The sequence below is a fragment of the Nocardioides soli genome (assembly GCF_014191495.1).
GTDB classification, from domain to species: Bacteria; Actinomycetota; Actinomycetes; order Propionibacteriales; family Nocardioidaceae; genus Nocardioides; species Nocardioides soli.
Genome location: NZ_JACHWR010000001.1, coordinates 741011 through 754199, shown reverse-complemented (window position 1 = coordinate 754199; position 13189 = coordinate 741011). Strand labels below are relative to the sequence as shown.

16 protein-coding genes are annotated in these 13189 nt (G+C 71.2%); 8 read left to right on the top strand and 8 right to left on the bottom strand.

What is annotated here, in order from left to right; genetic code table 11:
- Positions 1-41 precede the first annotated feature (41 nt).
- A complete protein-coding gene (locus tag FHU40_RS03700; RefSeq protein ID WP_215526873.1) occupies positions 42-914 on the top strand; it encodes an acyl-CoA thioesterase in 873 nt (290 codons plus the stop codon).
- Here FHU40_RS03700 and FHU40_RS03695 read toward each other — a convergent pair.
- Positions 911-1108, bottom strand: a complete 198-nt coding sequence (locus tag FHU40_RS03695) for a hypothetical protein (RefSeq protein ID WP_183590909.1) — start codon at positions 1106-1108, stop codon at positions 911-913. The genes FHU40_RS03700 and FHU40_RS03695 overlap by 4 nt on opposite strands.
- Positions 1109-1212: 104 nt before the next feature.
- Complete coding sequence (locus FHU40_RS03690) at positions 1213-1587, bottom strand: globin domain-containing protein (RefSeq protein WP_183590908.1); 375 nt, start codon at positions 1585-1587, stop codon at positions 1213-1215.
- Positions 1588-1686: 99 nt separating this feature from the next.
- Between FHU40_RS03690 and FHU40_RS03685 the strand changes: the two genes are divergently transcribed.
- Positions 1687-2112, top strand: a complete 426-nt coding sequence (locus FHU40_RS03685) for an OsmC family peroxiredoxin (protein ID WP_183592177.1) — start codon at positions 1687-1689, stop codon at positions 2110-2112.
- Positions 2113-2126: 14 nt separating this feature from the next.
- Here the strand turns inward: FHU40_RS03685 and FHU40_RS03680 are convergent, their stop codons facing one another.
- The gene (locus FHU40_RS03680; protein WP_183590907.1) at positions 2127-3188 is read right to left on the bottom strand and encodes a mechanosensitive ion channel family protein; all 1062 of its coding nucleotides are present in this window, start codon (positions 3186-3188) and stop codon (positions 2127-2129) included.
- A gap of 111 nt (positions 3189-3299) precedes the next feature.
- Here FHU40_RS03680 and FHU40_RS03675 point away from each other — a divergent pair, with 111 nt between their 5' ends.
- Both FHU40_RS03675 and FHU40_RS03670 read left to right on the top strand, forming a co-directional pair.
- Positions 3300-3653: a hypothetical protein gene (locus tag FHU40_RS03675; protein WP_183590906.1), complete on the top strand. Its 354-nt coding sequence runs from the start codon at positions 3300-3302 to the stop codon at positions 3651-3653.
- Positions 3640-4023 (top strand): DUF5130 family protein, encoded by a 384-nt coding sequence (locus FHU40_RS03670; RefSeq protein WP_183590905.1) that lies wholly within the window; start codon positions 3640-3642, stop codon positions 4021-4023. Before FHU40_RS03675 ends, FHU40_RS03670 begins: the two co-directional genes overlap by 14 nt.
- Positions 4024-4086: 63 nt before the next feature.
- Here the strand turns inward: FHU40_RS03670 and pepN are convergent, their stop codons facing one another.
- Positions 4087-6657 (bottom strand): aminopeptidase N, encoded by a 2571-nt coding sequence (gene pepN / locus FHU40_RS03665; protein WP_183590904.1) that lies wholly within the window; start codon positions 6655-6657, stop codon positions 4087-4089.
- Between the two features lie 48 nt (positions 6658-6705).
- On the opposite strand from pepN, the gene chrA reads away from it, so the two are divergent.
- Both chrA and FHU40_RS03655 read left to right on the top strand, forming a co-directional pair.
- Complete coding sequence (chrA, locus tag FHU40_RS03660) at positions 6706-7809, top strand: chromate efflux transporter (protein ID WP_343057712.1); 1104 nt, start codon at positions 6706-6708, stop codon at positions 7807-7809.
- A 2-nt stretch (positions 7810-7811) separates the two neighbouring features.
- Positions 7812-8426: a mycothiol-dependent nitroreductase Rv2466c family protein gene (locus FHU40_RS03655; protein ID WP_183590902.1), complete on the top strand. Its 615-nt coding sequence runs from the start codon at positions 7812-7814 to the stop codon at positions 8424-8426.
- Between the two features lie 3 nt (positions 8427-8429).
- Here FHU40_RS03655 and FHU40_RS03650 read toward each other — a convergent pair whose 3' ends face one another.
- Positions 8430-9104, bottom strand: coding sequence for a GOLPH3/VPS74 family protein (locus tag FHU40_RS03650; protein ID WP_183590901.1), 675 nt, complete (start codon positions 9102-9104; stop codon positions 8430-8432).
- 22 nt (positions 9105-9126) lie between these two features.
- Between FHU40_RS03650 and FHU40_RS03645 the strand changes: the two genes are divergently transcribed.
- Positions 9127-9669, top strand: a complete 543-nt coding sequence (locus FHU40_RS03645; RefSeq protein ID WP_183590900.1) for a TIGR03086 family metal-binding protein — start codon at positions 9127-9129, stop codon at positions 9667-9669.
- Positions 9670-9796: 127 nt separating this feature from the next.
- Positions 9797-11590: a methionine--tRNA ligase gene (gene metG / locus FHU40_RS03640; RefSeq protein ID WP_183590899.1), complete on the top strand. Its 1794-nt coding sequence runs from the start codon at positions 9797-9799 to the stop codon at positions 11588-11590.
- A gap of 323 nt (positions 11591-11913) precedes the next feature.
- Here the strand turns inward: metG and arfB are convergent, their stop codons facing one another.
- From arfB to FHU40_RS03625, 3 genes are read right to left on the bottom strand one after another with little or no spacing between them, the layout of a single operon-like run.
- Positions 11914-12342 (bottom strand): alternative ribosome rescue aminoacyl-tRNA hydrolase ArfB, encoded by a 429-nt coding sequence (gene arfB / locus FHU40_RS03635; protein WP_215527557.1) that lies wholly within the window; start codon positions 12340-12342, stop codon positions 11914-11916.
- Entirely contained in the window at positions 12342-12710 is a 369-nt protein-coding gene (locus FHU40_RS03630; RefSeq protein WP_183590897.1) for a YrdB family protein, read from the bottom strand. The genes arfB and FHU40_RS03630 overlap by 1 nt, the downstream gene beginning before the upstream one ends.
- On the bottom strand, positions 12710-13117 hold the full coding sequence (locus FHU40_RS03625) for a CoA-binding protein (protein WP_221199493.1): 408 nt from the start codon (positions 13115-13117) through the stop codon (positions 12710-12712). Before FHU40_RS03625 ends, FHU40_RS03630 begins: the two co-directional genes overlap by 1 nt.
- Between the last annotated feature and the right edge of the window lie 72 nt (positions 13118-13189).

Here is a 13189-nt window from a genome sequence, read left to right as displayed (position 1 = left end):
CCGGCGGGAGCATCCGGTCGGCGTCTGGCAGCATCGGGGACGTGCGGCATCGCTACGAGTGCCCGATGCGGTGGGCCGACCTGGATCCCCTCGGGCACATCAACAACGTCGTCTACGTGGACTACCTCCAGGAGGCCCGCGTGGACATGCTCCGGACCCACGGGCCGGCCGCCAGCACCGGCGAGCTCGCCGAGGGGACCGTGGTCGTCCGACACGAGGTCACTTACGTCTCCCCGCTGCACTTCGGCGACCGGCCGGTCAGCATCGAGTCGTGGGTGACCCAGATCCGGGCGGCGTCCTTCACGCTCGCCTACGAGATCTTCCACGAGGACGCCGCCGGCGATCGGCAGGTCTACCTGCGCGCCACGACCGTGCTCACGCCGTACGTCTTCGCGACCGAGCGGCCTCGACGGCTCCGTGACGAGGAGCGCGAGTCGCTGCGGACCTTCCTCGAGCCCGAGGCGCCGGCGCCCCGGCCGCCGATCCCGGTCGTCCGACCCGACCACGCGCTGCGCTACCCGGTCCAGGTCCGCTTCTCCGACGTCGACGTCTACGGCCACGTCAACAACGTCAAGTACTTCGAGTACTTCCAGGAGGCCCGGATCTCCGGCATGGCCCGGATGTGGGAGGGTCTCGCACCGGTGACCCTGGTCGTCGCGCAGACCGACGTCGACTACCGGGTGCCGATCCTGTTCCGGGCTGAGGAGTACGACGCGTGGACCTGGGCCACCCGGGTCGGTCAGCGCTCCGCGACGCTCGAGTCGGTCATCTGCGACGGCGACACGATCCTCTCCCGGGCCCGGGTGACGATCGTGTTCTTCGACCGGCACACCCAGCGCTCCGTGGCGCCGGACGAGGTCTACCTCGAGCGGCTGCGCGCGCTCCTGCCTGCCCCCGAGGCGGCGCCGGCCTAGGCCGCGTGCTGCGCGCGCTTGAGCAGCTCGGCGGCGTTGCGCAACGAGACGATGTCTCCGACGAGGCGGTGCATCTCGGCGCGACACTCGGCCATCGTGGCGCCGCTGCCCGCTGTCTTGAGGTGGTCCTGGAGCTCCGCCGCGTGTTCGAGCGCGGTCGCTGCCGACTGGTCGACGAGATCGATGATGCCCATACTGTCCCCCGGATGGTGCGTGCACCTTCCATTGAGCATCGCCGGCCGCGTGGGGTCCAGTCTCTTGCGGGAATCTTGCACTCGACGGCGCCGCCGCCCGGCCCTCACTCGAAGGTGTTGACCATGAACTGCGCGGCGTGGGTGACGTAGTCCCAGAACTGCTGGTCCTGCTCGGGTGTCAGGCCCACCTCGTCGAGGCCCGCGCGGAAGTGCGTGAGCCAGCGGTCCTTCGCGTCCGGCGTGACCGCGAACGGTGCGTGCCGCATCCGCAGCCGCGGGTGGCCGCGGGTGTCGGAGTAGGTCGTGGGGCCACCCCAGTACTGCACCAGGAAGAGCAGGAACCGCTCTTCGGCGGGGCCGAGGTCCTCCTCGGGGTACATCGGCCGCAGCATCGGGTCGTCGGCGACGCCTTCGTAGAACCTCGCCACGATGCGCCGGAACGTCTCGAAGCCGCCGATCTCCTCGTAGTACGTCGTCACGCGTCCATTCTGCAAGGGAGCCGATGAGGTGCCGACACCGGCGTGCAAGACTCGCGGCAGCCAGTCGTCCGAGCAACCGCACGAGGAGTGATGAGCACCATGCCCACGACCCGCATCGCCACCACGCACTGGGAGGGCACCCTGTTCGAGGGCGCCGGCCAGGTCACGCTGGAGTCCTCCGGCATCGGCACCTACGACGTCTCCTGGCCGTCGCGAGCCGAGGAGGCGAACGGCAAGACCAGCCCCGAGGAGCTGATCGCGGCCGCGCACTCGTCGTGCTTCTCGATGGCGCTGTCCAACGGCCTCGCGAAGGCCGGCACCCCCGCCACGTCGCTGGACACCCAGGCGGCGGTCGAGTTCACCCCCGGCACCGGCATCACCGGCATCAAGCTGACGGTCAAGGCTGTGGTCGAGGGCATGAGCAACGACGACTTCGTGGCCGCCGCCGAGGCCGCCAAGGAGGGCTGCCCGGTGAGCAAGGCGCTGACCGGCACCACCATCACGCTGGAGGCGTCGCTGGCGTAGCGCTGCGCGCCTGCTCAGCCATCGACGGCGGGCTGCTCCCCTGCGGGGGAGGAGCCCGCCGTCGTCGTCTCGGGCCCGTCGGGCGTCGGCGCCTCGCGCTGCCAGACCACCCGCTGGGGGAGCGCGATCTCGATGCCCTCGTGATCGAACCGGGCCTTGATCCGCTGCCGCAGCGCCCGCGCGACGCCCCACTGCTCCATCGGCGCGGTCTTCAGCAACACCCGCAGCGTGACGCCGTCGGGGGTGAACATCTCGACTCCCGTGACCTCCGGCTCCTCGATGACGATGCCGCGGAAGTCGTCGTCCTGCCACAGGTCGTGCGCGACCTCGCGGAGCACGCGCTCCACGCGGGCCAGGTCCTCGTGGTAGCCGACGTTGACGTCGACGACGGCCCGGGACCAGTTCTGGCTCATGTTCCCGACCCGCAGGATCTCGCCGTTCGGCACGTACCAGACCGTGCCGTTGAGATCGCGCAGCCGGGTGACCCGCAGGCTGACCGCCTCGATGGTGCCGCTGGCCTCGCCGAGGTCGACGACGTCGCCCACGCCGTACTGGTCCTCGAAGATCATGAAGATGCCGGACAGGAAGTCCTTGACCAGCGACTGCGCGCCGAAGCCCAGCGCGAGGCCCAGGATGCCGGCGGAGGCGATGATCGGGGCGATGTTCACGCCCAGCTCGCTGAGCGCCATCGTGCCGAAGATCGCGATCAGCAGGCCGGTGATCACGCTCTTGAGCAGGTCGCCCATCGTCTTGGCGCGCTGCACCCGGCGGGTCTGGGTGGCCAGGTCGCGGGCCTCCGCGCTCCGCGCGGCCTTCCCGCGCAGGCCGAACCTGCTCATCTTGTCCGGCAGCATCCCGTCCTCGGCCCGGGACACGAGCCGGTCGACGAGACGGTGCAGTACCCAGCGCACCACGAGGAAGAGGATCAGCAGCCACAGCAGCGCGAGGGGCTTGCCGATCACGACGTCGGAGATGTTGGCCAGGGTCTGGTTGCCGGTCCAGTCCTCCACCACGTTGCACAGCTGCTCACCGGCGGCGCACTGGTCGCTCATCTCGAAGCCGAACATGGCCACCATGTCTACCGCACCGACCAAGGGTGCGGCAGGTCCGGTGCGACGCTCGGACGCCGGGTCGGGGTGCTGTGCCCGAGGGGCGGGTGACGGCCGTCACCGGATACCCTTCTCATCGTGACCACCAAGCTCGCCCGCCGCGTCCGTCGTACCTCCGTCGTGCTCCTCGCCGGGGCGCTCGTCCTCGCCGCCGGTGCTCCGGCGGGCGCCGACGTGCCCGTCGGCTGGAGCGACCCGGCGCCGGTCGACCCGGTCGAGGCGGCCCTCGTGTTCGCAGGCATCCCGCTGCTGCTGTTCCTGGTCATCACGGCGCTCGTGGTGATCCCCGGTGTCGTGAAGGGCGAGCGGTTCACGCCGGGCGGCCAGGCCACCGAGGACCAGTGGTTCGGCGGCCCGCGCTCCGGCACCGCCGAGCTGCCCGCTCCCGACGCCACGGAGTCGCAGGCCGGAGGCGCAAGTGGGCGTTGGTGAGTTCAACGGCGCCGAGCGCTTCCAGATCGACGAGGCGATCCGCGCGGCCGAGCAGGTCTCGCGCTTCGAGTTCAGCGTCTTCGTCGGTCGCTCGGGTCCGGACTCCCGTGGCTTCGCCACCCAGCTGCACGCCGCGCTCGTCGCGCCCGAGCGCAGCGTGATGATCATGCTCGACCCGGCGGCCCGGGTGCTCGAGATCGTCACCGGCGCCGTCGTCCGCCGCTCGCTGACCGACCAGGAGGTCGAGCTCGCCGCGCTGCAGATGCGGACGTCGTTCGCCGACGGCGATCTGGTCGGCGGCCTGCGCCGCGGCATCCAGATGCTGGCCGACCACGCCCGCGCCCCGGAGGCCCTCCACACTGAGTCCTGAGCGCTCGGTCCTGATGGCCGAGTCGGCGCCAGTTTCCGGAAACTAGCGCCGACTCGACGTGCGTCAGCGGGAAACTGGCGCCGACTCGGCGTCCTTGGCCTGGGCGGCCAGTGCGCGGGCGACGTCGGCACGGCCCTCGTTGACGTACCGCTTCGCTGCCGGGTTGGCCGAGGACGACTCGAGCCAGGCGTCGACCCGGTCGAGCAGCTCCTGGCTGGCGAGCTGGCGCGGGAAGATGAACTCCAGCGCGGTCGACGCCCGCTGGGTGCCCTTCTCCTCCCACATGGTGTCGGCGGCCGCGAGGTACTTCTCGACGTACGGCGCGAGCACGTCGTCCTGGCCGACCCGCTGGAAGGCGAGCACGACGCTGCGCTGGGTCTCGTTGGCGACGTCGTCGCGCACCATCGCGAGGTCCCACGCCTCGGCCTTGGCCTCGGCGGTCGGACGCGAGGCACGGGCCGCGGCCGCGTGCTCCTGGCCGGAGATCGTGTTGTCGGCGGCCGCCTCGGTCTCGATGCGGTTGCCCTCGCGGCCGTTGACGGCGAGGCCGGTGATCAGCGACCAGCGCAGGTCCTGGTCGACCGCGAGGCCCTCGACGGTGAGGCCGCCGTCGAGCAGCGCCTCCAGGTCCGCGATCGCCTGGTCGCTGTGCGCGACGGAGGCGTAGGTGCGGACGAAGGTGAGCTGCTGGTCGCTGCCCGGCGCTGCCGCGAGCAGCAGCTCGCGCAGGCCGCTCTCGAAGCGGGCGCGCAGCGCGACCCGGTTGTCCGGCGCGGCGAACTGGTTCACCGCCTGCAGGGCGTACGTCGGGATCCGGCTGACGCCCCAGGCGTCGGTCTCCTCGCCGATGTTCGCGAGCACCAGCGCGACGTAGTCGGTGGCCGACATCTCCGCGTCGCGGGTCATGTCCCATGTGGCGCCCCAGACCAGCGCCCGGGCCAGCGAGTCGTCGAGCTTCGACAGCCCGGCGACGACGGTGGCGAGGGAGCGCTCGTCGAGGCGGATCTTCGCGTAGGTCAGGTCGCCGTCGTTGAGCAGCAGCAGGTCGGGCTGCCGCTGGCCGACCAGCTCGGCGACCTCGGTGTGCGCGCCCTCGACGTCGATCTCGACGGACGTGCGGCGCACCAGGCGGCCTCCCACCTCGTCGTACAGGCCGATGCCGATCCGGTGTCGGCGCAGCGTCGGCCAGTCGGGGTGCGCGCTCTGCCGCACCGCGAAGGTCGCGTAGCTGCCGTCGTCGGCCAGCTCGAACTCCGGCGCCAGCGTGTTCACGCCGGCGGTCTGCAGCCACTCGCCCGCCCAGCCGGTGAGCTCGCGGCCCGACGCCTTCTCGAGCGCGGCGAGCAGGTCGCTGAACTCGGAGTTGGCGTACTCGAAGTCCTTGAAGTACTGCCGCAGGCCCTGGAGGAACGGCTCGAGGCCGACCCAGGCGACCAGCTGCTTGAGCACCGACGCGCCCTTGGCGTAGGTGATCATGTCGAAGTTGACCTCGACCGCGCGCAGGTCGTAGTTGTCCGCGGCGATCGGGTGGGTGCTCGGCAGCTGGTCCTGGCGGTAGCCGGTCTGCTTGCGGGCGTTGGCGAAGCCGGTCCAGGAGTCGACGAACTCGGTGGCCTCGACCTCGGCGTGGTAGCAGGCCCACTCGGCGAACGACTCGTTGAGCCAGAGGTCGTCCCACCACTTCATGGTCACCAGGTCGCCGAACCACATGTGCGCCATCTCGTGCAGGATCACCGAGCAGCGGAACTCGTAGAACGAGCGCGGCTGGCGGCTGCGGGGGAGGTACTCGTCGCGCAGCGTCACGCAGCCGGCGTTCTCCATCGCGCCCATGTTGTACTCCGGCACGTAGAGCTGGTCGTACTTGCCGAAGGGGTACGGGTAGTCGAAGGCGTCCTCGAAGAACGCGAAGCCCTGCTCGGTCAGCTTCACGAGCTCGTCGACGTCGAGGTGCTCGACCAGCGACTGGCGGCAGTAGTGGCCGAGCGGGATGTCGCCGTGCTTGCCCCGGTAGACGTGCTGGACCTCGTGGTACTCGCCGGCCACGATCGCGGTGATGTACGTCGAGATCGGCTTGGTCGGCGCGAACCGCCAGACCGCCGTGCCCTGGGCCGCCGGCTCCGGCGCCGGCGTGGGGGAGTTGGAGACGACCTTCCAGTGGTCGGGCGCGGTCACGGTGAAGGTGAACGGCGCCTTGAGGTCGGGCTGCTCGAACGTCGTGTAGACGCGGCGGGCGTCCGGCACCTCGAACTGCGAGTAGAGGTAGACGCGGTCGTCGGCGGGGTCGACGAAGCGGTGCAGGCCCTCGCCCGTGCGCGAGTAGGTGCAGTCCGCCCGGACCACCAGCTCGTTGTCGGCCTGTAGGCCCGCAAGCGCGATCCGGCTGTCGGCGTACGCCGTGGCGGGGTCGAGCGACTCGCCGTTCAGCGTGATCTCGTGGACCGTCGCGTCGACGAGGTCGGCGAACGTCTCGGCACCGGGCTCGGCGCAGGTGAACCGGATGGTGGTGGTCGAGCCGAAGGTCGTGCTCTGCCCATTCGTGGCCGTCGTGAGGTCCAGGTCGATGGAGTACGACGTGACGTCCAGGAGGGCGGCGCGGGTGGCGGCTTCGTCCCGGGTGAGGTTGGTTCCAGGCATGTGCGTCATCCTTGCACTGTGCTTCCCCCGACCGGAAAAGGCCGTGAGGTGGCTCTGGTCTTCCTGCGCCTCGGCACGATCGCGTTCGGCGGCCCGGTGGCGCACATCGCGATGATGCGCGAGGAGCTGGTGCGCCGCCGCGGGTGGGTCACCGACGAGCGGTTCGTCGTCCTGATGAGCGCGACCAACCTGATCCCCGGCCCGAACTCGACCGAGCTCGCGATCCACCTCGGCTGGGACCGGGCCCGCTGGCGCGGCCTGGTCGCGGCCGGTGTCTGCTTCATCCTGCCGGCGGCGGTGATCGTCACCTTCCTGGCCTGGCTGTACGTCGAGCACGGCGACACCCCGGGCGCGGAGTGGGTGCTGCGCGGCGTCGTGCCGGCGGTGCTGGCGATCGTCGCGTGGGCGCTCGTGGGGCTGCTTCCGGTCGCCGTGAAGAGCCGGTGGCTGGGCCTGCTGGCCGCCGCCGCGCTGGCGGCGTACCTCGTCGGCGTCAACGAGCTGGTCGTGCTGCTCGCCGCCGGTGCGATCGCCGCCGGCGCTCGGCTGCTCGCCACGCGGCGGCCGGGCCACGGCATGCTGCTGGCGCCGTTGACCGTGCTCTTCCCCGACCCGACGGCGGGTCAGCTGACCCAGCTCTTCCTCACCTTCCTCAAGATCGGGTCGGTGCTCTACGGCAGCGGCTACGTGCTGCTGGCCTTCCTCGAGGGCGACCTGGTCGACCGCCTCGGCTGGGTGACGCAGCAGCAGCTGCTCGACGCGATCTCGATCGGACAGGTGACCCCGGGGCCGGTCTTCACGACGGCGACGTTCCTCGGCTACGTGGTCGCGGGTCTGCCGGGGGCGCTGGTCGCGACGGTCGGCATCTTCCTGCCGTCGTTCCTCTTCGTCGGGCTGCTCACCCGGATCACCGACCGGCTCCGGTCCTCGCCGTGGACGTCGGCGATCCTCGACGGCGTGAACGCGGCGTCGCTCGCGCTGATGGCCGGGGTGTCGTGGCAGCTCGGCCGGGCGGTGATCGTCGACGGCTGGGCGGTGGCGATCTTCGCGGTGGCCCTCGTGCTGCTGTGGCGGACCCGGCTCAACAGCGCCTGGTACGTCGCCGGCGGTGCGCTGGTGGGAATAGGTCTCGGACTGTCCGGATTGAACTGAGTATGACCACGCAGCCCACCCGCGGAGCGGACTTCTGGTTCGACCCCGCCTGCCCCTTCGCCTGGATCACCTCGCGGTGGATCCTCGAGGTCGAGAAGGTCCGCGACATCGAGGTCACCTGGCACATCATGAGCCTGGCGTACCTCAACCAGGACAAGGACATCCCCGACGAGTACCGCGAGTTCCTCGCCACCGCGTGGGAGCCGGTGCGGGTGCTGATGGCCGCCGAGGAGAAGTACGGCAAGGAGGTGCTGCTGCCCCTCTACACCGCGATGGGCAATCGCATCCACCTCGAGAAGCAGGACCGCGATCGCGCGATGATCGAGGCGGCCCTCGAGGAGGCCGGCCTCGACCTCTCCCACGCCGACGCGATGGACGACGCGTCGTACGACGAGGCGATCGCGGCCTCCCACCGGCGCGGGATGGACCAGGTCGGCAACGAGGTCGGCACACCGACGATCGCCTTCGACGGGCGCGCGTTCTTCGGGCCGGTGCTCAGCAAGGCGCCGCGCGGCGAGGACGCCGGCCGGATGTGGGACGCGTTCGTGACGCTCTCGCGCTACGACCACTTCTACGAGCTCAAGCGCAGCCGCACCGGCGACCTCGACTTCAGCTGACGATCACGAGGAGCCGGCAGCGACCGCGCCGCCGGCGGCGATCATCGCGATCGCGGCCGTCGACGCGCTGATCGCGTCGCGGACCGCCTTGGCCGCCCAGGCGCCCTCGCTGATCTCCTTGGCCCGCTTGCGGACCTCCTTGGTGGGCAGCCCGTCATGGTCGACGACCTTGTGCGCCTTGTCGATCGCGCTCAGCAGCGCGACCAGCGCCCCGGTGCGCTGGTCCGGGGTCAGCCCCTGCACGAGCGCACCGGTGAGCGCCCGGCGTACCTGCTCCTCGTGGCCGGAGTCGACCGCCGGCCAGCGGGTGCGCGGGAAGAGGCCCAGCACCCGGCCCTCCTGCCGCTCGAGGACGCCCCGCTCGACGAGCCGGTCCGCCAGCCGCTCCTTGAGTCCCTTGCCGAGCCGGTCGACGAGGTCCTGCGCGGTGCGCGGCTTCTCCGCGACGACGTCGTACGCCGCGCCGAGGATGTCGTCGTCCGGCCGGTGCGCCGCGACCGGGGACACCTTCGCCGAGCGCCAGACGCTGGTCTTCTCCTCGACCTCCACCGCGCCGTCGAGCGCGAGCTCGACGAGCACGGCGCCGCCGAGCGCGGTCTGCGGATAGGCGGTGGTGACCGTGCCCTTGTCGTCGTCGAGCACGAGCAGCAGCAGGTCCTCCGCGATCAGCGTGGTCATGCTCCGACGCTACGATAAGGCCATGGCCGACGCCGACTGGGGCGACGAGGTACGGGTGCTCGCGAAGGCACTCGACCAGGCCGGCGACGTCCTCGACCAGGTGCACCCCGACGCGCTCTCGCAGCCCACGCCGTGCGGCGACTGGGACGTGGCCGCACTCGCCGATCACCTGATCGCGGCACCGGGTCGGTTCCTGACGATGATGCGGGGCGGTCAGCCCGACTGGGCGGCGCCGCCCGCCCACGTCGCGGAGGGCTGGGGCCCGGCCTTCCGGGTGGCCGGGGACGACCTGATCCACGCATGGCACGAGGGTGTCGCCGCCGCGCCGGCGAGCGCCGACTGGCAGACCGCCGAGATCGCCGTCCACACCTGGGACCTCGCGACCGCGATCGGCGTACCGGTCGACCGGCTGGAGCCCGAGGTCGCCGCGCGGGGGCTCGCGTTCCTGCGCGCCCACCTCACCGCCGACAACCGCGCCCCGGCCTTCGGCCCCGAGCAGTCGACGCCCGACGACGCCGGGCCCTACCAGCAGCTCGCGTCGTTCGCCGGCCGTCAGGTCCGGTGAGCGCGCGCGGACGTCATACGTTCCGAGCAAGCGGACACACTGTCCGTATGACGTCCCGCGGCGGGCCCGGCCGCCCACCGCCGGACGCGGCCGGAATCGGCTGGCGCCCGATCCCTAGGATTGCCCCATGAGCAGAGTCCTGTCCGCAGTCGCCTGGCCGTACGCGAACGGCCCGCGCCACATCGGCCACGTGGCCGGGTTCGGCGTGCCCTCCGACGTCTTCAGTCGGTACATGCGGATGGCCGGCCACGACGTGCTCATGGTCTCCGGCTCCGATGAGCACGGCACCCCGATCCTGATCGCCGCCGACGAGGCCGGGCTGACCCCGCAGCAGCTCGCCGACCGGAACCACCGGATCATCGCCGAGGACCTCGCGTCCCTCGGCCTGACCTACGACCTCTACACCCGCACCACGACCCGCAACCACCACGCGGTGGTGCAGGAGCTGTTCCTCGGCGTCTACGAGAACGGCTACTTCGTCGAGCAGACGACGTACGGCGCGATCTCGCCGTCCACGGGCCGCACGCTGCCCGACCGCTACATCGAGGGCACCTGCCCGATCTGCGGGTACGACGGCGCGCGCGGCGACCAGTGCGACAACTGCGGCAACCAGCTCGACCCGCACGACCTGATCGACCCGCGGTCGAAGATCAACGGCGAGACGCCGGAGTTCATCGAGACCCAGCACTTCTTCCTCGACCTGCCCGCGCTGGCCGAGGCGCTGGGGGAGTGGCTCGACGGTCGAGAGGCGACCGGGCTGTGGCGGCCGAACGTGATCCGCTTCAGCCAGAACATCCTCCAGGAGATCAGGCCGCGGGCGATGACCCGCGACATCGACTGGGGCATCGCCGTGCCGCTCGAGGGCTGGCGCGAGAACCCGACGAAGAAGCTCTACGTCTGGTTCGACGCCGTCATCGGCTACCTGTCCGCCTCGATCGAGTGGGCCCGCCGGCTCGGCGACGACCAGCGCTGGCGCGAGTGGTGGAACGACCCCGACGCGCTGTCGTACTACTTCATGGGCAAGGACAACATCACCTTCCACAGCCAGATCTGGCCGGCCGAGCTGCTGGCCTACTCCGGCAAGGGCGCGAAGGGCGGCACGCCGCGGCAGTACGGCGAGCTCAACCTGCCGACCGAGGTGGTGTCGTCGGAGTTCCTGACGATGGAGGGCAGGAAGTTCTCCTCCTCCAAGCGCGTGGTGATCTACGTGCGCGACCTGCTCAGCCGCTACCAGCCCGACGCGTTCCGCTACTTCGTGGCCGCCGCCGGCCCGGAGAGCCAGGACTCCGACTTCACCTGGGCGGAGTTCGTGCGCCGCACCAATGACGAGCTGGTGGCCGGCTGGGGCAACCTGGTCAACCGCACGGCGACGATGATCGCGAAGAGCTTCGGCGAGATCCCGAAGGCGGGCGAGCTCACGCCGGCGGATCAGGCCCTCCTCGACGCGACCGAGGCGGCGTTCGGGACCGTCGGCGAGCTGATCGCGCGCCACCGGCAGAAGCAGGCGATCGGCGAGGCGATGCGCGCCGTGGCGGAGGTCAACAAGTACGTCTCGGACACCACGCCGTGGAAGCTGAAGGGCGACGACGAGCGCGAGCGGCTCGGCACGATCCTGCACGTCGTCGCCCAGTGCGTCGCGGACCTCAACCTGGTGCTCAGCCCGTTCCTGCCGTTCGCGGCCAACGAGGTCGACCGGGCGCTCGGCGGCCCGGGCGACGTCGCGCCGATGCCGCGCATCGAGGAGGTCGCCGACCTCGACGGCGGTGCGCCGTACCCGATCATCACCGGGGAGTACTCCGGCTTCCCCACCTGGGGGCGGCGGCAGATCGTGCCCGGCACGCCGATCGCCAAGCCGACGCCGATCTTCACCAAGCTGGACCCGACGATCGTGGACGAGGAGCTCGCGCGGCTCGAGGGCTGAGGCCCGCCGCGGCGCTCCGTCTCGCACTCGCCCGAGTCCCGTGACACCTGTCAGTCGTGCGGGACCTGGGCGATGGCGGCCGCACGATGGTGCCGTCAGGTCGACCGGATCGGGGTCACGCCGACCTCTGTCAGGCAATCCGCTCACGACACGCCGGCGACCTGCGGCGTGTCGTGCGCGGTTCGCCTGACGGTGCTCCGGATCCGGCTCGTTTCCCCGGGCGCCCGGGGAAACGGTGGCGACACGCCGAGGCGCACCGGCGTGTCGCGCGCGCTTCGCCGGGCGGATGGTGGGTGTGTGACCGGTGTGACCGATCTGGCAGGTCAGGTGTCACGCACCCGGCCGCGCAGCGACTTGGTCTCGCCGCGCTGGCGCTTGGCGTCGAGCCGCCGCTGTTGCGAGCCGCGGGTGGGCTTGGTCGGTCGTCGCTTCGGGGGTGGCGGGGCCAGGGCGGTGCGGACCTGCTCGGCGAGGCGCTCGCGGGCCGCGACCCGGTTGCGGTGCTGCGAACGGTGCTCAGCGGCGACGATCCGCAGCGGCTGCGCCGGCAGCCGACTCAGGAGTCGGCTGCGCTGGTGGTCGCTGAGCACCGCGGAGGCACCGCCGTCCCACTCGAGCTCGACGCGGCTGTCGGTGGTGTTGACCGACTGCCCGCCCGGGCCGGGTGAGCGGCTGAAGCGCTCGACGAGCTCTGCCGCCGGGATCACCAGACCGTCGGGGATGCCCGGCCCCGGCGCCACCCGCAGGTCCATCACGCCGCGGGCTCGCGCATTGACCGCGCCTGCTCCGGGAGCCGGGCGATCGCCGGGACCTGCGCCAGCGCGTTGACGACGACCGAGAAGACGAGCAGACCGATCGCCAGCTCGTGCCGACCGATGTCCCAGAGCGCGAGCGACGCGAGCCCGAACACCACGATCTTGACGACCGGCCGGCGCAGCGACCCGCCGTACCGCGCCCGCGGCGAGGCGAAGGCGAACCAGACGGTCATCGCCACCAGCGGCAGCAGCCAGACGAGCAGCCACTGTGGTGACTGCTGCCATCCCCACGCCCCGAAGGCGGCGACGGCGAGGATCTCGTCGACGAAGACGAGCAGCAGCACGCACCAGCCGAACGCCACCATCAGCGGCGGGCCCACTCGATCGCGGGGCAGGTGTCCATCACCATCGGCACGCCGGCGGCGACCGTCCGCACGAAGGCATCCTCGTCGACGACGCCCAGCTGGAACCAGACCCCGCGGGCGCCGATCGCGACCGCCTGGTCGGCGACGTCGCCCGCGGCCTCCGAGCGCCGGAAGACGTCGACGACGTCGACCGGGAAGGGGACGTCGGCCAGCGACGCGTAGCCCTGCTCGCCGAGCACGGTCGCGGCCGAGGGATGGATCGGCACGATCCGCTTGCCGCGGTCCTGGAGCAGCGAGGCGATCGAGTACGCCGTGCGTGCCGGGTCGCCCGAGAGGCCGACGACCGCCCAGGTCTGGCAGTCGTCGAGCATGAACCTGACCCACTCCGGGTCCCGCCAATCCGCCATGATCCGAGCCTAGGCCGCATCGCCAGGAGTCGGGATTCCGGACATCGGTCGAAAGAAAACCCAGGGGTGTAT